This is a genomic window from Cognatundibacterium squillarum, from assembly GCF_014652435.1.
Taxonomy (GTDB): domain Bacteria; phylum Pseudomonadota; class Gammaproteobacteria; order Burkholderiales; family Burkholderiaceae_D; genus Undibacterium; species Undibacterium squillarum.
In genome coordinates this window covers 1-23,271 of sequence record NZ_BMYU01000009.1, presented here as the reverse complement: position 1 = coordinate 23,271, position 23,271 = coordinate 1, and the positions used below count along the sequence as shown (strand labels likewise).

At 51.2% G+C, this 23,271-nt stretch carries 22 protein-coding genes; 4 read left to right on the top strand and 18 right to left on the bottom strand.

Annotation, left to right across the window (positions count from 1 at the left end; translation table 11 throughout):
- Window positions 1–7: 7 nt before the first annotated feature.
- Window positions 8–1,216, top strand: coding sequence for a flagellar hook-associated protein FlgL (flgL, locus tag IE092_RS15640; protein ID WP_189358144.1), 1,209 nt, complete (start codon window positions 8–10; stop codon window positions 1,214–1,216).
- A gap of 334 nt (window positions 1,217–1,550) precedes the next feature.
- Here flgL and IE092_RS15635 read toward each other — a convergent pair whose 3' ends face one another.
- The 3 genes from IE092_RS15635 to IE092_RS15625 all read right to left on the bottom strand — a co-directional run bounded on the left by IE092_RS15635 (window position 1,551) and on the right by IE092_RS15625 (window position 5,639).
- Complete coding sequence (locus tag IE092_RS15635) at window positions 1,551–1,814, bottom strand: hypothetical protein (RefSeq protein ID WP_189358143.1); 264 nt, start codon at window positions 1,812–1,814, stop codon at window positions 1,551–1,553.
- Window positions 1,815–1,973: 159 nt separating this feature from the next.
- The gene (locus IE092_RS15630; RefSeq protein ID WP_189358142.1) at window positions 1,974–4,229 is read right to left on the bottom strand and encodes an OPT family oligopeptide transporter; all 2,256 of its coding nucleotides are present in this window, start codon (window positions 4,227–4,229) and stop codon (window positions 1,974–1,976) included.
- A gap of 126 nt (window positions 4,230–4,355) precedes the next feature.
- Window positions 4,356–5,639 carry an MFS transporter gene (locus IE092_RS15625; protein WP_189358141.1) on the bottom strand — a complete coding sequence of 428 codons (1,284 nt, stop codon included), beginning with the start codon at window positions 5,637–5,639 and terminating at the stop codon, window positions 4,356–4,358.
- Between the two features lie 166 nt (window positions 5,640–5,805).
- Between IE092_RS15625 and IE092_RS15620 the strand changes: the two genes are divergently transcribed.
- The gene (locus IE092_RS15620; RefSeq protein ID WP_189358140.1) at window positions 5,806–6,435 is read left to right on the top strand and encodes a 3'-5' exonuclease; all 630 of its coding nucleotides are present in this window, start codon (window positions 5,806–5,808) and stop codon (window positions 6,433–6,435) included.
- 51 nt (window positions 6,436–6,486) lie between these two features.
- Here the strand turns inward: IE092_RS15620 and IE092_RS15615 are convergent, their stop codons facing one another.
- A complete protein-coding gene (locus tag IE092_RS15615) occupies window positions 6,487–6,858 on the bottom strand; it encodes a VOC family protein (RefSeq protein WP_189358139.1) in 372 nt (123 codons plus the stop codon).
- Between the two features lie 85 nt (window positions 6,859–6,943).
- Between IE092_RS15615 and IE092_RS15610 the strand changes: the two genes are divergently transcribed.
- Window positions 6,944–7,942: an XdhC family protein gene (locus IE092_RS15610; RefSeq protein WP_189358319.1), complete on the top strand. Its 999-nt coding sequence runs from the start codon at window positions 6,944–6,946 to the stop codon at window positions 7,940–7,942.
- A 100-nt stretch (window positions 7,943–8,042) separates the two neighbouring features.
- Window positions 8,043–8,609 (top strand): dCTP deaminase, encoded by a 567-nt coding sequence (gene dcd, locus IE092_RS15605; protein WP_189358138.1) that lies wholly within the window; start codon window positions 8,043–8,045, stop codon window positions 8,607–8,609.
- A gap of 388 nt (window positions 8,610–8,997) precedes the next feature.
- Here dcd and IE092_RS15600 read toward each other — a convergent pair whose 3' ends face one another.
- The 14 genes from IE092_RS15600 to iscR all read right to left on the bottom strand — a co-directional run bounded on the left by IE092_RS15600 (window position 8,998) and on the right by iscR (window position 22,808).
- Window positions 8,998–9,969 (bottom strand): flagellar brake protein, encoded by a 972-nt coding sequence (locus IE092_RS15600; protein ID WP_189358137.1) that lies wholly within the window; start codon window positions 9,967–9,969, stop codon window positions 8,998–9,000.
- A gap of 343 nt (window positions 9,970–10,312) precedes the next feature.
- A complete protein-coding gene (locus IE092_RS15595) occupies window positions 10,313–12,568 on the bottom strand; it encodes an arginine/lysine/ornithine decarboxylase (RefSeq protein ID WP_189358136.1) in 2,256 nt (751 codons plus the stop codon).
- Between the two features lie 243 nt (window positions 12,569–12,811).
- On the bottom strand, window positions 12,812–13,600 hold the full coding sequence (locus IE092_RS15590) for a MipA/OmpV family protein (protein WP_189358135.1): 789 nt from the start codon (window positions 13,598–13,600) through the stop codon (window positions 12,812–12,814).
- A gap of 10 nt (window positions 13,601–13,610) precedes the next feature.
- On the bottom strand, window positions 13,611–14,180 hold the full coding sequence (locus tag IE092_RS15585) for a DUF4337 domain-containing protein (protein ID WP_189358134.1): 570 nt from the start codon (window positions 14,178–14,180) through the stop codon (window positions 13,611–13,613).
- A gap of 6 nt (window positions 14,181–14,186) precedes the next feature.
- A complete protein-coding gene (locus tag IE092_RS15580; protein WP_189358133.1) occupies window positions 14,187–14,675 on the bottom strand; it encodes a dihydrofolate reductase in 489 nt (162 codons plus the stop codon).
- 14 nt (window positions 14,676–14,689) lie between these two features.
- Complete coding sequence (locus IE092_RS15575; RefSeq protein WP_189358132.1) at window positions 14,690–15,484, bottom strand: thymidylate synthase; 795 nt, start codon at window positions 15,482–15,484, stop codon at window positions 14,690–14,692.
- Window positions 15,485–15,632: 148 nt separating this feature from the next.
- Window positions 15,633–17,243, bottom strand: a complete 1,611-nt coding sequence (locus IE092_RS15570) for a sensor histidine kinase (protein ID WP_189358131.1) — start codon at window positions 17,241–17,243, stop codon at window positions 15,633–15,635.
- 228 nt (window positions 17,244–17,471) lie between these two features.
- A complete protein-coding gene (gene fdx / locus IE092_RS15565; RefSeq protein ID WP_189358130.1) occupies window positions 17,472–17,810 on the bottom strand; it encodes an ISC system 2Fe-2S type ferredoxin in 339 nt (112 codons plus the stop codon).
- A gap of 29 nt (window positions 17,811–17,839) precedes the next feature.
- A complete protein-coding gene (gene hscA, locus IE092_RS15560) occupies window positions 17,840–19,705 on the bottom strand; it encodes a Fe-S protein assembly chaperone HscA (RefSeq protein ID WP_189358129.1) in 1,866 nt (621 codons plus the stop codon).
- A 57-nt stretch (window positions 19,706–19,762) separates the two neighbouring features.
- Window positions 19,763–20,266, bottom strand: a complete 504-nt coding sequence (gene hscB, locus IE092_RS15555; RefSeq protein ID WP_189358128.1) for a Fe-S protein assembly co-chaperone HscB — start codon at window positions 20,264–20,266, stop codon at window positions 19,763–19,765.
- An 8-nt stretch (window positions 20,267–20,274) separates the two neighbouring features.
- Window positions 20,275–20,598 (bottom strand): iron-sulfur cluster assembly protein IscA, encoded by a 324-nt coding sequence (gene iscA / locus IE092_RS15550; protein ID WP_189358127.1) that lies wholly within the window; start codon window positions 20,596–20,598, stop codon window positions 20,275–20,277.
- Between the two features lie 32 nt (window positions 20,599–20,630).
- Complete coding sequence (iscU, locus tag IE092_RS15545) at window positions 20,631–21,014, bottom strand: Fe-S cluster assembly scaffold IscU (protein ID WP_189358126.1); 384 nt, start codon at window positions 21,012–21,014, stop codon at window positions 20,631–20,633.
- A 44-nt stretch (window positions 21,015–21,058) separates the two neighbouring features.
- Complete coding sequence (locus tag IE092_RS15540; RefSeq protein WP_189358125.1) at window positions 21,059–22,312, bottom strand: IscS subfamily cysteine desulfurase; 1,254 nt, start codon at window positions 22,310–22,312, stop codon at window positions 21,059–21,061.
- A gap of 13 nt (window positions 22,313–22,325) precedes the next feature.
- Window positions 22,326–22,808 carry a Fe-S cluster assembly transcriptional regulator IscR gene (gene iscR / locus IE092_RS15535; RefSeq protein WP_189358124.1) on the bottom strand — a complete coding sequence of 161 codons (483 nt, stop codon included), beginning with the start codon at window positions 22,806–22,808 and terminating at the stop codon, window positions 22,326–22,328.
- Between the last annotated feature and the right edge of the window lie 463 nt (window positions 22,809–23,271).

The following is a 23,271-nucleotide window of genomic DNA, read 5'->3' as shown; positions in this document are numbered from 1 at the left end:
TTGAATCATGCGTATCAGTACTAATACGATCTTTGCATCGTCCACCAACAAAATGAGTGATCTGCAGGTTGGGATTAACAAAACCCAGCAGCAGATTTCCTCCGGACGCCGTGTGCTGACGCCGGAAGATGATCCGATTGGCTCCGCCCGTGCGCTGGTGATTCAGCAAGCGGATTCGATGAATGAACAATTCGCGACCAACCGTAAAAATATTACCAATACCCTGAGTATTGCCGACGGCGTTCTGGGCAATGTGACGGATACCCTGAACAGCATTAAGTCGCTGATCGTCAAAGCGGGTGGCGGTGTGCTGACGGATTCCGACCGTGCTTCGATTGCGACAGAATTGCAGGGCAATCTCGACCATCTGATGGGGTTGGCGAATTCGACGGATGGTACCGGTGGCTATTTGTTTTCCGGTTACTCAACAACGACGTCGCCATTCAGCAAAACCATCAATGGCGCCAATTACAACGGTGATCAGGGACAGCGTTATCTGCAAGTGGACAGCGCAAGACAATTGCCGCTGACGATGTCCGGTGACCAGATTTTCGGCAATATCCGTACCGCTGCCACGACGTTTAACGTGCAGCCGAATCCGTCGAATATCGGTCAGGGCGTTGCGACGGCAAGCATCGCCAATGCATCGGCACTGACCGGGCAGAATTATGAGCTGAATTTTGACGTTACCGGTACGCAGGTATCGGTGGTGAATAAGACGACAGGCGCTACCGTCTTGCCCGCCACGCCGTATGTCAGCGGCGGCACAATTTCATTCGATGGCATCGATATGACCATCACCAGCAGTCCGGCAGCACCGGCACCGGGTGATAAATTTTCTGTTCAGCCGGGAAATCAGAATATCTTTGAAACACTGACGGATCTGGTCAATGCGCTCAATACGCCGGTAAATACCGTAGCGGGTAAAAAAGACCTGACGGCGGCACTGCAGCAAGCGAACGGTAATCTGGATAAATCGCTCAACAATGTACTGACTGCGCGTGGTCAGATCGGTGTGAGCCTGAAAGAAGTGGAATCGCTGGACAGTGAAGGCGACGCAAAAGGTCTGGCCTTTAAACAATCGCTCGCAGAAATTCAGGATGTGGATTATGTGAAAGCGATCAGTGATCTGACGCAGCAACAGTTTGTACTGCAGGCGGCGCAGCAATCCTTTGTGAAGACTGCCAACCTGTCCTTATTCAGCTATATCAACTGAGCCAGCTGAGTTTCGCTGTCATAGCGGGGCGATACGGCCTGAGTGCTGCAACCGTGCAGACTCCGGCCGTTTTTTTATCCGGATTCGAAACCGGAACGGCGAAGTCTGTCTGCACAGAGTTTGTTGCCGGTGGGTGCAGAAAGCGCAAAAACGTAACCCGCAAATACCGTAAAAGACGGGTGAAGAGGGGCCGGGAGCTCAAAAACAGGTCAAATGCGGAGTTCTGCACAGAAAAAAACGGCTTTTTCCCTGACGTCGGCAGAAAGTCCGGGCTTCCGGACCCCCGGTATTTTTGCCTGAGGCGGACTTCTGCACAATGTGAGCCTTTGCGGGCTCAGACTTTCTCGACTTCGTCACCATCCAGTGCAATCACGTGCGATTGCGGATGACCTTTTTCGTCGTGCCATTCGCGCATGATGCAGGGTGCGCCGTCTTCATCAATCGCAACTACGCGGAAGAACTGACCCACCATCGAAGAAATCAGTATTTGTTCATCTTCCGGAAAAGCATCAATGAAATCTTCACTGAAATGGACAACGCGGACGATATCGTCAAGGGCAATGATTTTCTGATTCCGGTCTTTAACGTTGGATTGCATAGGATGGGCAGGGCAGTTGTGGGTGAGAGATGCTGCGGTCCGGCAGGACGGCAGCTCAGAGGGCGCATTGTAATCGCTGGGCATCTGCAGGTAAAGAAAAAGGCCGGATGTCAGCGCGACATCCGGCCTTTTCCATGGCAGGGTCAGTCAGCCAGTGATTCAGCTGGCTTTATTCTTTTCACGCGCAACGAAGTACAGCACCGCTGCGATCAGCACGTAAGGAATCATGGTCAGCAGATTCGCATTCGGGCCGTTGAAGAATGGATTATTGGCAGTCGCCCAGTCATTGAGCGATTTATCCAGATCCACCAGAACACCCGCAGTGAACGCGATGATGATACCGGCCAGCGCGCCACCGGCGATGTAGCCGGAAGACAGCAGAACGCCATTGCTGCGGTCGCCTGCAGCCTGCATTTCTTCTTCATTCAGGTTTTTGTACTGATCCAGCTTGTTATTACGGCGATCTACCAGCCAGCGGATCATGCCGCCGATAAACAGCGGTGCAGACGATGACAATGGCAGATACACGCCTACAGCAAATGCCAGCGAAGGAATGCCGGACATTTCCAGCACCAGCGCAATCATCACGCCGAACAGAACCAGCGTCCACGGCAGTTGCTGATCCAGAATACCTTTGATGATGTAAGACATCAGCACGGCTTTCGGTGCATCGAATTTCTTCACTTCAGTACCGTCAGGACGCTTGTTGTACGCGCCGTTGATACCCGGATCGACCAGGTACACAGCCTGACCTTCATTGTTGACCAGATACTTACCGGCAGGTGCGCCATTGCTGTCGGCTTTGTGCCAGACCTTGTAAGTATTTTTATCCTGTTCAGCCTGAGGGCCTTGCAGCACAGCGGTTTCAGTCAGACGGGTCGCATCGGTTTTCAGTGCCGGTGCTACTTGTGCTGCCGGAACATAAATCGTACCGGCATCGTTCAGCTTCAGCAGAATCGGGCCGAGAATCAGCGCAGAAGAAAACGCACCGGCCAGAATCGCATATTGCTGCAGACGCGGCGTGGAGCCGACCAGATAACCGGTTTTCAGATCCTGCGAGGTGGTACCGGCATTACTGGAAGCGATACAGACGATCGCACCAACTGACAGCGCGGTTACGTAATACTGGCCACCGGTCCAGCCCATGATCAGGAAAATCAGGCAGGTGAACAGCAGAGTCGCCACCGTCATACCGGAAATCGGGTTCGACGACGAACCGATTTCACCGGTCAGGCGCGAAGATACGGTCGCAAACAGGAAACCGAACACCAGAATCAGCAGCGCACCGAGGAAATTCATGTGCAGCGGTGTCGCGAACGTGATCACAGCGATAATCGCCAGTGCACCGATCACTACCCATTTCAGCGGAATATCCTGTTCCGTACGCAGAACAGATTCGACTTGCGCCTTACCGCCGCGCATGCCGGACAGACCTGCGCTCAGGCTGCGCCAGATGGTTGGCATTGCACGACCGAGACTGACCAGACCACCGGCAGCCACGGCACCGGCACCGATGTACAGCACGTAGGCGCTGCGGATATCGTGCGGCGACATTTCGCTGATCAGCTTGGTGCCCGGTGTCAGTGGCACGGTCAGTGCATCACCGAAGAATTTAATCATCGGGATCAGCAGCAGATAGGACATCACGCCACCCGCTGCCATAACGGCAGCAATACGCGGGCCGATGATATAACCGACGCCCAGCAATTCCGGTGATACTTCCGCGCCCAGCGAACCGGCTTTCAGCGGCGCGCCAAAAGTCACTTCCGGCGTGTCTTTCCAGCCGCGCAGGGCAACGTTCGCAATTTTGTAGAACAGGCCGATTGCAAAGCCACCGAAAATAATTTTCGCGCGGCGGTTAGCGTCTTCTGCTGCATTCGGGTTGCTGGCTTCACCGGCTGCTTCACGCGATGTTTCAGTGGCAGCGGCTTTCAGTACTTCCGCACAGGCGGTGCCTTCCGGATATTTCAGCTCGCCGTGTTTTTCCACGATCATGGTGCGGCGCATCGGAATCATCAGCAGAATACCGAGCAAACCACCAAGACAGCCAACCAGCATCACGCGCGAAATTTCCAGATCGAAACCCAGGATCAGAATGGCCGGCATCGTCACACCAAGGCCGAAGGCCAGCGATTCACCGGCAGAACCGGCAGTCTGAGTAATACTGTTTTCCAGAATGGTGGAATCTTTCGCACCGAACTTATTGCTGAGGCGGAACAGCGTGATCGCAATCACAGCAACCGGAATCGAAGCACTGACGGTCAGACCGACTTTCAGCACCAGATACAGCGACGAAGCACCGAAAATCATCCCCAGCACCACACCCATAATCAGGGCGCGGGCGGTCATTTCCGGCAGTTGCGCGTTGGCTGGAATATACGGCTTGAACGCGGACACTGGCGTTTCTTTTGACATGTTTTACCTTTATTGTTTTTACTCGATAGTTCAGTCTGTCGCTGAACCTCCCCCGACCGGCAGGCCCGCAAGCGCAGACCGGACTGTCAATTGAACATTATCGAGCCAATAAGTTTCATTTCGCAATCACGGTGTGGGTTCCGTGGCGGCAGAATGACGTATTTCGGGTAAATGTCGTAAGTTGCGGATGCGTTTGTGACGCCATGCCAGAATCGCGCCCGCCATTACGGTAATGCCGGCAAACGCCAGTGCGCTGCGCAGACTGATGTGTTCGCCCATCCAGCCGCCCAGCAATGCACCCGGTCCGGCGGGTATTACAATCAGCCAGCGCATGGTGCTGGTCATGCGGCCCAGCATCGGTTCCGGCGTGACGGACTGACGCAGGGCGAGGAAGTTAATGAAAATGAAGATGCCACCGATCGAATAGCACATCAGCATCAGAATGAACGCAAAATCACCCAGCGGGCCCACCGGCGCAATCGCCAGCACACTCCAGCCGATGCCGCAGATGACCATTCCAAGAATCATGCAGGGGCCGGGGCCGATGCGCTGACTGACCCGGTGGCCGATGAAACTGGCAAATACACTGCCTGCACCAATGCCCATATAGCTGAAGCCGACAGCTTGCTCCGTAAAGCCCAATTCCCGTGTCGCAAACAGAATCTGCACCACCAGTGCCGCGTTATAGCAAAGCTCCCACAAGCCGACGGCTGCTGCCAGCGACAAAAGCAACGGTTGGCGGAATACAAATTGCAAGCCTTCCTTCAGATCGCGCCAGAAATGGCCGTCTTCTGCCGGTTTGCGTACCTCATCCACCCGTATGCCGCGCAGGATCAGTGCTGAAGATAACAGCAGCAGTGCATCCGCACACAGTGCCAGCGGCGCACTCAGAAAACGGACCATCAACCCGGCTGCTGCCGGTCCGCCGATTTCTGCACCCGACGTAGCCAGCGCGTTTTTGGCATGGGCTTCCACCAGGCGCTCACGCGGTACGATCTGCGTCAGGACGATCTGTGCCGCAGATCCTGCAGTCGTGTTTACTGCGCCAATCACAAAGCCGACCACATACAGCAACGGCATATTCATCAGCTTGAAATACCATGCCACCGGCACACTGAATACCGCCAGCGCAATCGCAATTTCGCCCCAGATATACACCGGCAGTTTTTTAACACGGTCCAGCCAGACGCCGGAGGGTAAAGACAGCAGCACAAAGGGCAGGGTTTCCATCATGGTCAGGATACCCATCTGACTTGGCGTGGCGTGCAAAAGCACCGCTGCGGTTAATGGCAACGCCAGCAGGGTGATTTGTGCGCCGAATGAACTGATCAGTATTGAAGTCCATAAGCGGCGGTAAATTCTGTCGCGCAATAAGTCATTGCGCGGTAAATGCAATAAACGACTGAACATGTGATTTTCAGAGAAAGGGCGGGGAGCTTCCGGCAGCGCGGATGCTGCCTGTACCGCAGTGTTGGTGCTGTGTTTGCGCATTGCCTCGTAGTACTGCGCGCAAGCTGTTATAAATGGATTATATTTAGCAAACTAAGTTCCTGCGATTTTTTCGCATCTGATTTTCATGTCACTTTTTAAAACTCCACTGGTGGTACTTGATTTCGAGACTTCCGGTCAGGCGCCGCATCAGGGGGCGCGCATTACCGAGGTTGCCGCCATTCGCATTGAAGGCAATGCCATTACCGACCGTTACTGCTCGCTGGTGAACTGCGGAATCAGAATTCCGTATTTCATTACCGAGCTGACCGGTATTACGCAAAAGATGGTGGACAATGCGCCGCCAGCAGCAGAGGTTGTACCGGATTTACTGCGCTTCATCGGCAGCGACACGCTGGTGGCACATAACGCAGCGTTTGATGAGGGATTTCTGAAATCCGAAGCTGACCGCGCCGGTATCTGGCCGGAATATGATGGCGTGATTTGTACCGTAAAGCTGATGCGTCGCGTGTTTCCCGGTCTGCCATCGTATTCACTCGGCAAACTGGCTGCCAGTCTGGGAGTGCGTTTTCAGGGCGCGGCGCACAGGGCGGAAGCGGACGCGCAGGTGACTGCTGAACTGATGCTGAAGGCTGGTATGCAGTTGCAGCAGCAATGGCAGCTGGAATCAGTGGATCCGCGCTGGCTGATGTATCTGAATCAGCAGACGCCGGCGGCATTGCGTAAAAATCCGGCGCTGTGGCAAATTAGCACCTGAGGTTCGCGGGCTAAAATGGAATTAGCGCACTCAGGGCTGAGTGCGCTGTGATTATTTCATGGAATGAAATCCGATCATATTTCCGTCCGGATCTAAAGCCAGACTAATAAAACCATACGGACCTATCGACATTTTTGCCCGTTCAACTTTGCCGCCAGACTGCACGACCCGGCTTTCCTCCTGTGCGCAATCTTCACAGGAAAAATACACTAATGTACTATTGCCGCCGGATGCAACACATTCAGCCTGTACTAAAGCACCGCTGGCGCCGGTTTTTTCAGGATCCATGCCAAAGACCCACATTTCAAATTCCGGACCTGCTAATTTTTCCAATTGAACCTGCAAAACACCTTCATAAAACGCTTTCGCACGATTCATGTCTTGCACATAGATTTCGAACCAACCAACAGGATTTACACGCATTTCAAGCTCCTATTTTCTGCAATAAAGTTGAATTCAGACTCAAGGCGAATCTTGAGCTCTTGTGAGTATAGGTTATCAAATAACGATGGAACATCCTGATCTCGACGCTTTACGTTTTTGCGCTGCGGCGCTGGATGCCGGCCAAGCTGTGATGCTGGTTACCGTGGTCAGCACCTGGGGCTCCAGTCCGCGTCCGGAAGGTTCGGTGATGGCGATCCGTGCCGATGGCGCGGTGACCGGCTCTGTGTCCGGCGGCTGTATCGAAGATGATCTGGTGCATCAGGTACTGGAGCATGGCATACGCTGGCAGCAGCCGGAGCTGGTGACTTACGGCATCAGTGCCGATGAAGCACATCGCTTCGGCTTGCCGTGCGGCGGTACTTTGCAGTTATTGCTGGAGCCATTGCACGCGGCTTCCGGAATTCATACTTTGCTGGCGCTGACGAATCAGCAAAAGCTGGTGGCCCGCATGGTTGATTTGCAGAGCGGGCAGGTGACACTGCGTGACGCTGTAGCCGGTGAAAAGCTGGTGATGGATAAGCATTGCCTGACAACCATCTGGGGGCCGGGCTGGCGCTTGCTGATTATCGGTGCAGGTACAATGTCGCGCTTTCTGGCGACGGTGGCCACCGGCATGGGCTATCAGGTCTTCGTCTGCGATCCGCGTGAAGAATACCGGCATCAGTGGGATTTGCCGCAAGTGCAATTGCTGACCGGCATGCCGGATGATGAAGTGCTGGCGCTGCAACCGGATCAGCGCACTGCGATTGTGGCACTGACGCACGATCCCAAACTCGATGACCTGGCACTGATGGAAGCCCTGCAGTCACCGGCGTTTTATGTGGGCGCAATCGGTTCCCGCAAAAATAATCAGAAGCGGCGCGAACGGCTGGTGGAATTTGGTGTGACAGCAGAACAGCTGGCACGTTTGTTTGGCCCGGTCGGCATGTATATCGGCAGCAAAACACCACCGGAAATTGCGATTTCGATTCTGGCAGAAATGACCGCTGTGAAAAACGGTGTGGTTGAATCCGTGCAGTGGAATACCGGCGCACATAAAGCGCAGACACAGAGCAAGCTTTGAGCAGAATCCGTTGTGAAAGCAGGATAATCGGGTTGTTCGGCTTATTTTTGCAGGGGTTTTCGCGTAAAATCGCCGTCAACTTATACAGCAGGAGAAGCGCATGAGCATCAAGTCAGACAAATGGATACGCCGCATGGCGGAGCAGCACGGCATGATCGAGCCGTTTGAACCGGGACAAGTGCGTCAGCGCGATGGTCAGCGTATCGTCAGCTTCGGTACTTCTTCTTACGGTTACGATATTCGCTGTGCTGACGAATTCAAAATTTTTACTAATATCAACAGCACGATTGTTGATCCGAAAAATTTTGATGAAAAATCCTTCGTCGACTTTAAAGGCGATGTTTGTATCATCCCGCCAAATTCGTTTGCGCTGGCCCGCACGGTCGAATACTTCCGCATTCCACGCAATGTGCTGACTATTTGCCTCGGTAAATCCACGTATGCGCGTTGCGGCATCATCGTGAATGTCACCCCGTTTGAACCGGAGTGGGAAGGCTACGTTACACTGGAATTCTCGAATACCACACCGCTGCCAGCCAAGATTTACGCTGGCGAAGGTTGCGCACAGGTGCTGTTCTTCGAAAGTGATGAAGTCTGCGAAACCTCGTACAAAGACCGTGGTGGCAAATATCAGGGACAACACGGCGTCACACTGCCGAAAACCTGAGTTCGCACACATGCAGTCGCCATTGCGTGGCTGCTGCTCCGAAAAACCGCCAGTGGATACCGGCGGTTTTTTTACGTCTGTCACCTTGTTGAGCATTACGCTGATCACGTCGTCCACGGCGCTGTGTATCGCGCCCCGTTCGCTGATGATCTGCAGAGCGTCTGAAGATGGTTGCCAGATGCCATAAAGTGCCTCAAAACATGCCAAATGCGGAGTTCAGCATACCAATCCGGCGGTCGTCGGCAGAAAGTCCGGGCCTCAGAAAATTGCGGATGACGATATTTGCATAGTCTTGTGGATTTTTTCCGCGCTGGAAAAAAGAAAAGCACTGTTTCCATTGGCGGAACACAGTGCTATTTTTCGGTTGAAGCGATGAGTGACAGCAGGTTCAGTCAGTTTCCGCCAGTGTCTGATGTACGAAGGCAGACAGCACCAGTTTGTCGCGCTGCGTCAGGTCGATGAATTCAAACCCGTGGCGGAAGTCGCTGCTGTTTTCAGCCGGCGCCACTGAGCGCAGTATCGCTTTCAGGCTCAGGTATTCATCCGCACCGGCAGCATTGACGCGGAATTTAATGATCGCCGCATCGCCTTTGTGACCGAGTTGCCGTTTGATGGTACCGGATGCGCCGCCGATACTCAGGTCGCCCAGCGTTGCAGCAGCACTTTGTTCTGGTACGCCAATGCTGACTGCAGCAATGATTTTGACCGAAGCCCGCGCCGCCTGACGAATTGTGGTGGAGCGGACTTCTTTCGGATAATTCAGATGCAGGTAAGGGTAGGGCGAATAGACGTTTTTCTGCAGCGCTGTAGAGAATGCGTAAGCTTTTTTCCCGGGAAACGCGCGTACGATGAAATGCTGTCCCTCGCGGATTAAGGCTGCTTTTCCGTCCACCAGCGGTGCGGTAACGAGAATGGTTTTGTTTTTGACGAAGCCGATCAGACGCACGGTGTAACGCGCCGCGGCATTGTCTGCTGCCTGCAGGTAAAACACTTCTCCAACGGTCCAGCGCACGCTGTCCAGATCGATCACCGCATCTTTGGCCTGATGATCTTCTGCACGCCTGCCGGGCAGGGCAACCGGTAAATTCATTTCAGCGCCGGATTTTTGCGTTTCTCCGGTGGCCGCGGTACTGGTCTGGACGGGCACGACTGGTGCTGCCGGTGTAGGAATACTGTCCCACAGGTAGTCAGAGCTGCAATAGCCGGTGTCCAGCAAGTGATTTAACTGCTGCTGATCTTCAATCTTTAATCCGGCCGGATGCAGCAGCTCACCGGCATGGTTATATACCGGCCAGTGCAGTGTTTGACCGACGCAAACATCTGCGTGCTTCAGGGACATCAGGCCTTGTACATCATTCATGTCAGATTCAGTGTGAGTGGAATAGCAGCGGTGAAAAACAGCATTACCCAGCGTCTTGCCACATCGGAGAAGTAGGGTAGCGACACATGGAATGTGTATACCCTGCAAGAAGCCGGCTTTTGGATTCTTGTATCAGCTTCCTGATACTCAAAAACAGTTTAAAACTCTTGCCGGAATCATGCTCAATGTGACTTGATGACAATATCGTCCGACATTTCACAATTTCATGAATATTTTTGAAATGTGTGCACACGCATCATAATTTAATTGCCAACGGAATGCAGCTAAAAAAAAGGCATCTGTATCAATCGACACAGATGCCGTTCAGTGTATGCGGGGCAGATTATGCTGCTTTGACGCAATCGACAAAATAACCGCGTTTGCCATCCACTTCCGCTTTAACAAGACCGTGGCAGTCGGTTTCGAAGCCCGGGAATTTCTCGTTAAATGTACGGACGAAGCGCAGGTAATCAACGATGGTTTTGTTGAACTGCTCACCCGGAATCAGCAGCGGAATGCCCGGTGGGTAAGGGGTCAGCAGAATCGCTGTGATACGGCCTTCCAGTTCATCAATCGATACACGTTCGATTTCGCGGTGAGCCATCATCGCAAACGCATCCGATGGTTTCATCGCCGGAATCATGTCAGACAGATACATTTCTGTGGTCAGACGTGCAACGTCGTGCGCTTTGTATTCCTGATGGATTTCCTGACACAGATCGCGCAGACCAACGCTCTCATAGCGCGGATTTGCTGCAGCAAATTCCGGCAGAATACGCCACATTGGCAGGTTTTTATCGTAATCGTCTTTGAACTGCTGCAGTGCCGTTACCAGTGTGTTCCAGCGGCCTTTGGTAATGCCGATGGTGAACATAATGAAGAAGGAATACAGACCGCATTTTTCAACGATAACACCGTGTTCTGCCAGATATTTGGTCACAATCGCGGCAGGAATACCGGTTTCGCCGAATTTACCTTCCAGCGACAGGCCAGGCGTCACGATAGTTGCTTTGATCGGATCCAGCATGTTGAAGCCGGAAGCCAGATTGCCGAAACCATGCCAGTTATCTTCGCTGCGCAGTACCCAGTCTTCACGACTGCCAATGCCGTCTTCTGCAAAATGGTCTGGACCCCAGACCTGGAACCACCAGTCTTTGCCCCATTCCTGATCGACTTTCTTCATCGCGCGGCGGAAATCCAGTGCTTCCAGAATCGATTCTTCCACCAGCGCTGTACCGCCCGGTGCTTCCATCATCGCTGCTGCGATATCGCAGGAAGCGATAATCGAGTATTGCGGCGATGTGGATGTATGCATCAGGTAGGCTTCGTTGAAGCTGCCTTTATCCAGTTTGCGGGATTCCGATTCACGCACCAGAATCTGCGATGCCTGAGAAATACCGGCCAGCAGTTTGTGGGTGGATTGGGTTGAGAAAATCATCGACTCTTTTGCGCGCGGACGGTCTTTGCCGATCGCGTGCATGTCTTTGTAGAAGTCATGGAAGGTTGCGTGCGGCAGCCATGCTTCATCGAAGTGCAGCGTGTCGATTTCGCCATCCAGCTTATCTTTAATGGCTTCGACGTTGTACAACACACCGTCGTAGGTCGATTGCGTAATGGTCAGAATACGTGGCTTTTTGTTTTTTGCTTCGCGTGCAAACGGATTTGCTTCGATTTTGCGACGGATGCTTTCCATCGAAAATTCTTCCAGCGGGATCGGGCCGATAATGCCCAGATGGTTACGCGTTGGCATCAGGAATACCGGAATCGCACCGCACATGATGATGGAGTGCAGAATCGATTTGTGGCAGTTACGGTCTACAACCACGATATCGCCCGGCGCCACAGTGGAGTGCCAGACCATTTTGTTGGAAGTGGATGTGCCGTTAGTCACAAAGTAGCAGTGGTCTGCATTAAAAATACGTGCCGCATTACGCTCAGAAGCTGCTACCGGACCGGTATGATCCAGCAACTGCCCCAGCTCTTCCACCGCATTACAGACGTCAGCACGCAGCATGTTCTCACCAAAGAACTGGTGGAACATCTGGCCGATCGGCGATTTCAGGAACGCCACGCCACCGGAGTGACCAGGGCAGTGCCAGGAGTAGGAGCCATCGTTTGCGTAGTGAACCAGCGCACGGAAAAATGGTGGTGCCAGACTGTCCAGATATGAACGGGCTTCACGGATGATGTGACGTGCAACGAATTCCGGTGTGTCTTCAAACATATGAATGAAGCCGTGCAGCTCGCGCAGGATATCGTTAGGGATATGGCGCGATGTGCGGGTTTCACCGTACATGTAAATCGGAATGTCAGAGTTTTTGTAGCGGATTTCTTCAACGAAGGCGCGCAGGGATTTCAGTGCGGTTTCGGTTTCTTCTTCAGTGCCATCGCCGAATTCTTCATCGTCGATCGACAGAATAAATGCGGATGCGCGGGATTGCTGTTGCGCAAACTGCGACAAGTCACCATAGCTGGTGACGCCGAGCACTTCCATACCTTCGGATTCAATCGCATCAGCCAGCGCGCGGATGCCCAGACCGGAAGTGTTTTCAGAGCGGAAGTCTTCGTCAATGATGACGATGGGGAAGCGGAATTTCATGGAGGTCTCCAAAAAAGCTTGTTACAAGGGAGACGCCTGGGCAAGTTGAATCAACCGCTTGCGCGCCGAAAAAATCGAAGTGCGAATTCTCGCAGATATCTGCAAAATCAGGTAAGAAAATTCATTCTTTTTGCATCGCGCAAAAATGTCATCACACCGTCAGAAAATGCTGTCAGTTGTTTCCGGTAGCGCAATAAAAAAGAGCACCGCAGCGGGTGCTCTTTTGATGTCACGCCGGTGTTGTCAGAAGCGATAAGTTGTCACCGAAAAGACAGTAACCGGATTTTTCTGGAATACAAACGGACTGCGCGACGCATCGCCCTGAAGGCGGCTTGCAGACGCGCCGGTTACGATAGACCAGTTGCTGTCCAGTGCCCAGCGCCAGCTGGCAGACAGTTTGATATCGGTCACGCCGGAAGAGGGGGTGAACTGGCTGTAGCCACTGGCTGCAGACTGTTGCGCATTCACACCAAAATACGATTGCATGTAGGCAGAATTTGCCCAGTTTGCACGTACTGTTGCTGAAATACGGTGATTCTCGCTCAGCGCCGTCGAAAAGCGTCCGCCTACGCTGAACTGCAAGCCATTATGATCGGTGCCGGAGCCATAGCGAACAGATGATACCAGGGCGTAATTTTCGCTCAGTGATAAATTCGCAAATGCGCCCGGTTCTACGGCAGTATTCACATCTCCGAGGCCATTCAGTTTCGATGAGCGTGATTCGTCACGCGCACCTTCCAGCGATAAACGCAAGCCGTATTGCAGGGCTGGCTTTTTGGAAAAGTTATAACCGAGTCCGTTGGTGGCGCTGAAAAATGCACCACTTTTCCATTGCACGTCAAACATCGGGTAAGCCGCGAGGCGGCGTTCGTCCGAACCCGTGTATTTCGGTACGGAAAGTGCTGCCACACCCAGCGTGACGTTGGTATCTTTTTGCAGGTACGCTTCCGGTACCGTATTCACAAACTCAGATGTTTGCGCCCAGGCCGCCGAACTGAAGGCGATGGCGATGATGGCGAGGATTTTCTTCATATAATATTGGTTAAATATGCATCCAGGCTAAAGCAGCCAGCACCAAACCAACCCCGGCGACTCCGTAAGAGGTGACTTGCAGCCACTTCTTCTTCGTTAACAGTGTAATCGCTGCCAGCGAAATCGCAATCTGAATTGCGGTCATCGCCTGCGCCCAGCGATGGTGTTGATGCAATGCCTGCTCGGAAGCGTGTTCCCATTTTTCAACTTCAGCTTCCAGTGCTTCGGCCTGTTGTTTAATTTCTTCTTTTTCAGTTTTGTAGCGCGCTACTTCTGCTTTGTACTTTTCAGTATCTGCACCCGGCAGTATCGCTGCCAGCTCAGCAAGATTTTGCTTGCTGGACTTAGACTGGTAATAGCTCCATTTGTTCGCAGCTTCTGTTTTTTTAATCGCAGCATTATTTTTAAACATGGCTGCATCATTTTGTGTCGCACCGCCTTCGTAGCCGAACAATGCACCAACCGTGGCAAGAATCGCAGTCATGACCGCAATTTTGCTGGCAAAGCTGTCATTGCCGTGTGCTGCGTGTTCGACTTCGTGGTCGTGCGGGCCGTGAACGTGAAAACCGTGTCCGGACATAATTTTTTACTCCTTATTCTTCTTTGTATAAGTAACGAAAGCGTACGGAATGTTAGTTGCAGATACGTGCGCTTCGCGATTTGTTTCCAGCCATGTGTCATCACTGAATGCCGGGAAAAACGCATCGCATTCAAAAGTTTGACCAATTTCCGTAATGATCATTGTGTCTGCGAGGTCAAGCGCCTGCCGGTAAATTTCAGCACCGCCGATAATATAGGCAGTTTGTTCTTTTACAAGCGCCTTTGCTTCTTCCAGCGAATGGCAAATATCAACACCTTCTGTCTTCCATTCCGGATTGCGGGTGATGACGATGTTACGGCGATTTGGCAACGGTCTGCCTATCGATTCAAACGTCTTTCTTCCCATCAGGATCGCGTGACCGGATGTCGTCTTTTTAAAATGGGATAAATCTTCCGGCAAGTGCCATGGCAGAGCGTTCTGAATGCCAATGCCAGAGTGCTTATCACGCGCAACGATAATGATGAACGATGACATATTGATGAAAATGATTAAATCGCAACCGGCGCTTTGATTGCCGGATGGAATGTATAGTCGGCAAACTCAAAATCCTCGTAACGGTACGAGAAAATATCTTCGGGTTGACGATGGATGATTAGTTTCGGCAGTGGCAGTGGCTCGCGGCTTAATTGGGTTTCAACTTGCTCGAGATGGTTGCTGTACAAATGACAGTCTCCGCCTGTCCAGATGAAATCACCCGGCATAAGTCCCGTTTGCTGGGCGATCATATGTGTCAGTAATGCATACGATGCGATATTGAATGGAACGCCGAGAAAAATATCGGCACTTCGCTGATACAACTGGCAGGACAGTTTGCCGTCAGCCACGTAAAACTGGAACATCGCGTGGCATGGTGGCAGTTTCATTTGCGGAATTTCCGCAACATTCCACGCGGAAACGATCAGGCGGCGGGAGTCCGGATTATTCCGGATCTGATCCATTAACTGGCTGATCTGGTCGATGTGTTTTCCGTCTGGTGTTGGCCAGCTGCGCCATTGTGAACCATAAACCGGCCCCAGATTGCCGTTTTCATCAGCCCACTCATCCCAGATCGAAACTCCGTTTTCTTTCAGATACTGAATGTTGGTAGAGCCTTGTAAAAACCACAGCAGTTCATGCACGATGGATTTCAGATGCAGTTTTTTTGTGGTGACCAGCGGGAAACCTTTGCTGAGGTCAAATCGCATCTGGTGACCGAAAACAGATACCGTACCTGTGCCGGTGCGGTCCGTTTTACGCGTTCCGTGGTCGCGTACGTGACGCATAAAGTCAAGATATTGCTGCATGATGAAAATTTGAGAAAAAGTCGCCTATTTTAACTGATCCGGCATTCAGCGTCAGTGATGGTGTAGCGAGAATGCGATGTGTTGAAAGACAAAAAGCCGGAGGAATAAGGCCTCCGGCTTTAGAAAATCTGTTTTCAGGCTTCATGCACTAGCTGCCGAAATACATGGTGTCGTCTTTTGCATCGCCCGGCGCAACCAGGGGTAAGCGTAATTCAAATCGTGTTCCGGCACCAGCTTCGCTGGACACATGAATTGTGCCGCCAAGTACATTGGCAACCATATTAAATGTGATACTGAGTCCGAGACCAGAACCACCCTGGCCAAATTTTGTAGTAAAAAACGGTTCGAAAATTCTGTTGATGATTTCTTGCGGAATTCCTTTGCCGTCATCAGTGAAAACAATCTGAACATGGTCACCCTGACGTTCTGCAGTGCAACGCATCTTGCCCGAAGCCTTGCCTTCAAGTCCATGAATAACGGCATTGTTAACTAGATTGGTAAACACTTGCCCTAATGGGCCGGGGTAACTGTCGAGTTCGATATCCGCAGGGATATCCAGTTCGAGGGTGTACGGTGTTTTTTTGAGACTGGAGTGCAGCAGCGCACTTAATTCCTGCAATGTTACCAGTAATCCGAACTTACGCCGCTGTGCGCTGGACTGGTCAACAGCTACCTGTTTGAAATCCCCAACCAGATGTGCAGATTGTTGCAGTCCGCGTAGTAACAATTTTGTGGAATCCAGTGCAGTGTTTGCATACCTGGTCAGATCAGAGCGGCGAATTTGGCCATCTTCCACCATTTGCAGCAAGCGTCCGGTTTCATCTTCGAGTGTACTTGCTACCAGTAAGCAGTTACCCAGTGGCGTGTTCAGCTCATGCGCCACTCCAGCCACCATAGAACCTAGCGCGGCCATACGTTCCACGCGGGCGAGTTCAGCCTGCGCAGAGTTAACATCTTTTAACGCAGCTTCAAGATTAGTGTTTGCATTCTCCAGCTCATGGGTACGTTGTTTTACTTTTGATTCCAGAGTACTTGAGTATTCAAGTAATTGCTGATTTTTGATTTCGAGTTCACCAAACGAGTGTTTCAGTGCACGGCGTGTCATTTCCAGACTGTGTGCAAGTCGGCCAAGCTCGTCTTCTCTGTTCAGCGCAATTGGCTCGTCCAGCTCGCCATTTGCAAGCCTGTCGGACTTCTCCATCAGAATCTTGACCGGGCGCACAAGACGCCACTGCAATACCAGCAGAATAAACAGGATCGCCAGCAGTAACGACAAAACTGAGGTTGTGACGAACCGGCGGAAATCGCTGCGCAGACTTTCCTGCATTAGGTCTTCTGCAAGTTCGAGTTTGACTTCGCCAATGACCTGTCCTCCATGGCGAATTTCCCGAACCATACTGGTGAAAGGACCTTTTTGCGTCTGCTTACGGATATTATTTTTTATGAAATCTTTATGATCCGGGAGTGTGATGACTTCAATACTGGAAACTCTTGGGTCAGAATAAACGACTTCACTGGAAATATTGGCAATTTCAGGCGTGATTTGCCACAGTGGTTCGCTCAGAATGACCGACAGAATATCGACCAGACGATTGTGGTCTTCAATATTTTTTTGTCGTGCCGCTGATTCAAGCGTGTTCAGGTAATACGGTACCAGCACAGCAGATGGAACCGTCAATCCAACGACGACGGCAAGAATGATCGCCAGTCGCAGTGAAATGCTGCGTCGTATCCACGGAAGAAGTTGGTCTAACCTCATAGTTGGTCTTTACAGGGCTTGGCGGTAGCTTGATTCGGGGTGGGGCTCCGTTGAGTGCTGATTCATCGCAAAACGGGATTATTTTTCGAAACTTTAGGATATCAAGATATTGCCCGAAGGGCAGCAAATTTCGGGATTATGCTGAAAAAGTCCGTTTGCAGGCGCAAATAAACGACAAGGCCGCCGGCGAACTGGCGGGCGGCCTCATCTGTTGTAATCGCGGATCAATCAGTGATTTTCGCGAGCGTGATTGATTGTGTACTTGGGAATTTCAACGGTGATGTCTTTTTGTCCAATTTTTGCCTGACATGATAGACGAGAGGTTGCCTCCAGTCCCCAGGCCGCATCCAGCAAGTCTTCTTCATCTTCGGTGGATTCGTTAAGACTGTTATAGCCTTCGCGAATGATCACATGGCAGGTTGTACACGCGCAGGACATTTCACAAGCATGTTCAATTTCAACATCATTTTCGACCAGTGCTTCACACACCGATTTCCCTTCTTCCGCTTCAATGACGGTACCTTCTGGGCAAAGAACTGCGTGGGGGAGAACGATAATTTTTGGCATAATTTTCTTTCGGTATCAGGTGCAATCGCTCAGCCGAGCTCATCCAGTTTTTTTCCCGCTAATGCACTGCGCACACTTTGGTCCATGCGACGTGCCGCGAATTCTTCCGTACCTTTCGCCAGATTTTCGACAGCTTTATGAAGTACTTCGTGTTCATTACTGTGCATTAGTTCACGCACATTGGTCATCAACTGTCCGATTGTGGTGAGCTCAGCCTCAGAAAGTAAATGTGCATCCGCTGTTAAAGCAGAATCAATCGCAATCAGAATTCGTTCAGCTTCGACGACTTCTTCACGTAATGCACGCTGTTTCATATCGTCACCGGCAGTCTGGTGCGACTCTTGCAGCATGCGGGCAATATCGTCATCCTTGAGACCGTATGACGGCTTCACTGAAACGGATGCCTCTACTCCAGATCGTAATTCGCGTGCTGAAACAGATAAGAGACCATCTGCGTCAACCTGATAAGTGATGCGGATTCGCGCAGCTCCTGCAGCCATTGGCGGAATTCCGCGTAATTCGAATCTTGCAAGCGAGCGACAGTCGCTCACCAGTTCACGCTCACCCTGGACCACGTGAATCGCCATTGCTGTCTGGCCATCTTTGAATGTGGTGAATTCCTGTGCACGAGCACACGGAATTGTCGAGTTGCGCGGAATGACTTTTTCAGCAAGGCCACCCATCGTTTCCACGCCCAGCGATAAAGGGATAACATCCAGCAGCAGCCAGTCATCTCCGGGGGCGCGATTTCCTGCCAGTAAGTTCGCCTGTACGGCGGCTCCGAGAGCAACCACTTTGTCGGGGTCAATGTTGGACAAAGGAGTCGTCTGGAAAAAATCCCCGACAGCTTTGCGGACATGCGGCATCCGTGTTGCACCGCCTACCAAGACTACGCCATCAACCTCATCTGCACTGAGTCCCGCGTCACGAAGCGCTTTGCGACACGGAGTGATTGTTTTGAGTACCAGATTCTGAGTCATTTCAGCAAACTGGGTTGCTGTTATTTGCAAATGCACAGACTCGCCGCTATTCAGTTTTGCATCGATAAAGGTACTTGGCTTAGCGGATAAGATTTCTTTCGCTTCGCGCGCTTTCATCATCAGTAAGCTGGTGTCTTCGTCAGAAAGCAGGCTTAATTTCGATTCCTGTAATATCCAGCAGAACAAACGGTGATCAAAGTCGTCACCACCCAGAGCGGAATCTCCGCCGGTTGCGAGGACTTCAAATACGCCTTTTGACATGCGCAAAATCGAAATATCGAAAGTGCCGCCGCCTAAGTCATATACTGCGTAGATGCCTTCTGAACCATGATCCAGCCCGTAAGCGATTGCTGCGGCTGTTGGCTCATTCAAAAGACGTAAGACATTTAATCCTGCCAGCTTCGCTGCATCTTTTGTTGCCTGACGCTGAGCGTCATCAAAATAAGCAGGTACTGTAATTACTGCGCCGACCAGATCATCGCCGAGGCTATCTTCCGCACGCTGACGCAGTGTTGCCAGAATTTGGGCGGAAACTTCAACCGGACTTTTAATGCCAGCGATGGTTTTAAGCTGCACCATCCCAGGCTCATCGTGAAAATCGTAAGGCAGATTTTCCGTATATGGAATGTCTTTCAGTCCACGCCCCATGAATCGCTTAACGGAAACGATTGTGTTTCTCGGGTCATTAATTTGCTCTGCCTGTGCCTTGAAACCAATATGCGCATGCCCGTTGCTCAGGTAGCGAACGACGGAGGGTAGTAATGATCTGCCTTCCTCGTCATTGATGACTTCCGGAATACTGTTGCGAACAGTCGCAACGAGGGAGTTTGTTGTCCCGAGATCAATACCAACTGCCAGCCTGTGCTGGTGCGGAGCAGTGGACATGCCTGGTTCGGAGATCTGCAGTAAAGCCATATTGAGTCGCCGTGTGACGGCTTAGAAAATTTAAAGAAACCTGGATTGAGTCAATGTTCAGTCGTCGAGCGAAGCAATATCAATGAGGAATTTTTCTATAAACATACTAGTTCGTATTAAGCCTGCAACCGTATGGAAATCATTCCTTTCACAGGCACTTTGAATATTGCGAATAGTAAGTTTAAGTGACGATTGAACTTCCTGCTCAAGGTGCTGCAATCCAGTGGGGTTTGTGCCAGACCTCAGTTCATCCAGTGATTCGCGCCATTCCATTTGTTGCATCAGGAATACGGCGGGCATGCTGGTGTTGGATTCCGCAGCAATGTCGACGCCATTGAGCTCACATAAATAGGCTGCGCGCTTCAATGGTTTTTTTAACGTCTGATAAGCTTCATTCGCACGGGTTGTCCACTGCATTGCAACACGTTTTTCAGTATCAGTTCCGGATGCATATTTATCCGGATGTACCTGATTCTGGATTTTTCGGTAAGCAGCATCCAGCGTACCGAGATCAATTTCGAAACTGACCGGTAATCCGAAAAGTTCAAAGTGATTTTGCATAGTGCGCATCAGATACGGAAGCTTTCGCCGCAACCGCATTCGTCTTTAACATTCGGATTGTAAAATTTAAAGCCTTCGTTCAGTCCCTCGCGGGCAAAATCCAGTTCAGTGCCGTCGATGTAAGGCAAGCTTTTCGGGTCAACGAAAATTTTTACTCCGTGAGATTCAAAAACCTGGTCCTCAGCACCGATTTCGTCTACGTACTCCAGTTTGTATGCCATTCCGGAGCAGCCGGTTGTACGAACGCCAAAACGAAGTCCAAGTCCTTTGCCGCGACGCTCGATGTATCGTGAAACATGCTTTGCAGCTTTTTCAGTCAGTGTAATTGCCATTTTTTGAATCTCTCTCAGCTCAACGAAGTAAATCAGCCGTTATGCTTGTTTTTGTAGTCCAGGACAGCTGCTTTAATCGCATCTTCGGCCAGAATGGAACAGTGGATTTTGACTGGTGGCAGTGCCAGTTCTTCAGCGATTTCTGTGTTTTTGATTTCCAGAGCCTGATCCAGCGTTTTACCTTTTACCCACTCTGTTACCAGAGAGGAAGATGCAATTGCGGAGCCACAGCCATAGGTTTTGAATTTTGCATCTTCAATCACGCCATCTGCACCGACTTTGATTTGTAACTTCATTACGTCGCCACAAGCCGGTGCGCCCACCATGCCAGTTCCTACACTGTCGTCACCTTTTTCAAAAGAGCCAACGTTACGTGGATTTTCATAATGATCAAGAACTTTTTCTGAATATGCCATGATATTTCTCCTGAATTCTGTTGAGGTCAGCTAAGCGCAGCGATTTAGTGTGCTGCCCATTGAATCGTTGATAAATCGATGCCTTCTTTGTACATATCCCAAAGAGGTGATAGTTCGCGTAATTTTGCGACTTTGCTTTTCAGTAAATTCACTGCGAAATCGATATCTTCTTCAGTGGTAAAGCGACCAATTGTAAAGCGGATGGAACTGTGTGCCAGCTCATCACTGCGACCCAGTGCGCGCAACACATAAGATGGCTCGAGACTGGCGGATGTGCATGCAGAGCCGGACGAAACGGCAATATCTTTCACTGCCATAATCAGCGACTCACCTTCTACGTAATTGAAGCTCACGTTGAGGTTGTGAGGAATGCGGTGATCCATATCACCATTCACGTATGTTTCTTCGATTTCCTGCAGTCCTTTTGCCAGACGGTCACGCATGGCACGAATATGTGCCAGCTCTGACTGCATTTCTTCTTTTGCAATGCGGAATGCTTCGCCCATACCGACACATTGATGTGTCGCAAGCGTTCCTGACCTGAAGCCGCGCTCATGGCCGCCACCGTGCATTTGTGCCTCAAGGCGGACACGCGGTTTGCGACGAATATATAACGCGCCGATACCTTTTGGTCCATACGATTTGTGAGCAGAGAAAGACACGAGGTCTACTTTAACTTTCTCCAGATCAATTTCGACCTTGCCGGTTGCCTGTGCGGCATCGGAGTGAAAAATAATGCCTTTTTCACGGCAAAGCTCACCAATTTCAGCGATAGGCTGAATAACGCCGATCTCATTGTTAACCCACATCACTGAAATGATAATGGTGTCAGGGCGGATTGCCTCACGGATCTGGTCGAGTGTAATCAGTCCATCTGCGCCTGGCTGCAGGTAAGTTGCATCGAAGCCCTGACGCTCAAGTTCGCGTACTGTATCAAGCACTGCTTTGTGCTCAGTTTTAACAGTAATAATGTGCTTGCCTTTGGACTTATAAAAATGTGCGGCACCTTTAAGCGCAAGATTGTTACTTTCCGTTGCTCCGGATGTCCAGACGATTTCACGGGGGTCAGCATTGACCAACGCGGCAACATGACCACGTGCTTCTTCAACAGCGGCTTCAGCATCCCATCCGTACATATGACTGCGCGACGCCGGATTTCCGAACTGCGCGCGCAGATACGGAATCATTTTGTCTGCCACACGTGGATCGACCGGTGTCGTAGCAGAATAATCCATGTAAATGGGGAAATGTGGTGTCTTCAGAGAATCAATCATGGATTGTTCCAGTGCTGCGTTCATTCGCGACTCCAAATCAAGGTGTTATGGTGTTGGCAGACGGGGGGCGCATGACGACAACCTGGCTGTCTGCCTGTTTCTGTTTTTGTTGGTTGACCAGATCCTGGAGCGACACAGAGTCAAGGTAGTCCACCATCTTAGCGTTAAGCGTGGCCCACAAATCATGCGTCATACAGTGAAGTCCGTTTGCATGATCACTACCATGACAATTCCCTTTTCCGCCACACTGTGTCGCGTCTAGCGGTTCATCAACGGCAATAATGATGTCTGCAACGGTAACATTCTGAGCTTTGCGCGCGAGGTGATAACCACCACCCGGGCCACGAACCGATTCGACGATTTCGTGCCGTCGCAATTTTCCGAACAGTTGTTCAAGGTATGAGAGGGAAATGGACTGACGCTGACTTATTGCAGCCAGTGTCACTGGTCCCTGATCCTGACGCAGGGCCAGATCGATCATCGCGGTGACGGCAAAACGTCCTTTTGTCGTAAGGCGCATAAGTGAGACTCCGGATGCAGTTTGCATGCATCGTCTAATTTCCTGATTTGTTGAGCAATTTTCTCAAGTATAGCAAACCTGAGTGATTTTGTCTGGTATCGGTTTTTTGGGGGGCAAAGAAAGTCGCTGGAAAAAGGGTGCTATGTTTGAATTGATTGGTGGGTACGTAAATTCCTTAAGTGGGTTTTCCATTGTCCTGCGAAAGATTACTCTTGATAGGATTAGTAGCGAACAGATAAAAAAACTCCCCGGTCCTTGCGGAGCGGGGAGGAGTGAGGAGTTAACTACTTGCTGCCTTCGTAAAACAGCATCCAGGCAGCCGGATGCTTAAATCACTCAGACTTCAAACTTAATCCCTTGCGCCAGCGGCAGGGAATGGCTGTAGTTGAAGGTGTTGGTCGTGCGGCGCATATAGGCTTTCCAGCTGTCAGAACCGGATTCGCGGCCGCCGCCGGTTTCTTTC